The organism is Clostridium sp. AF32-12BH, from assembly GCF_003477935.1.
GTDB lineage: Bacteria > Bacillota > Clostridia > Lachnospirales > Lachnospiraceae > Brotaphodocola.
On the sequence record NZ_QUEH01000056.1, the window covers coordinates 1 to 243 of the forward strand.

The following is a 243-nucleotide window of genomic DNA, read 5'->3' on the forward strand; positions in this document are numbered from 1 at the left end:
AGCAAGCAGGAGAAGCTATTTCACGAGGCTATCTTTCAGATCGGCAACTTAACGGACTGCGGGTGCGGCTCCCCTGGAGGGGAACGGGCGGCGGCAGCTCTCAAAGAGTTTGCAGAGTCCTTCCAGGAGCGCAACCCTCATCTGCGGGTGTTCAATATGGTGCTGCACATGGACGAGGCCACGCCCCACCTCCATGTGGACTTCGTGCCAGTGGCAACGGAGCAGAGCCGGGGCCTCTCAACG

The 243-nt window shown here is 60.5% G+C and carries 1 protein-coding gene; it reads left to right on the forward strand.

Annotation, left to right across the window (positions count from 1 at the left end):
- A partial coding sequence (locus tag DWZ40_RS20255) for a plasmid recombination protein (protein ID WP_243035405.1) occupies positions 1-243 on the forward strand: 243 nt, incomplete at both ends.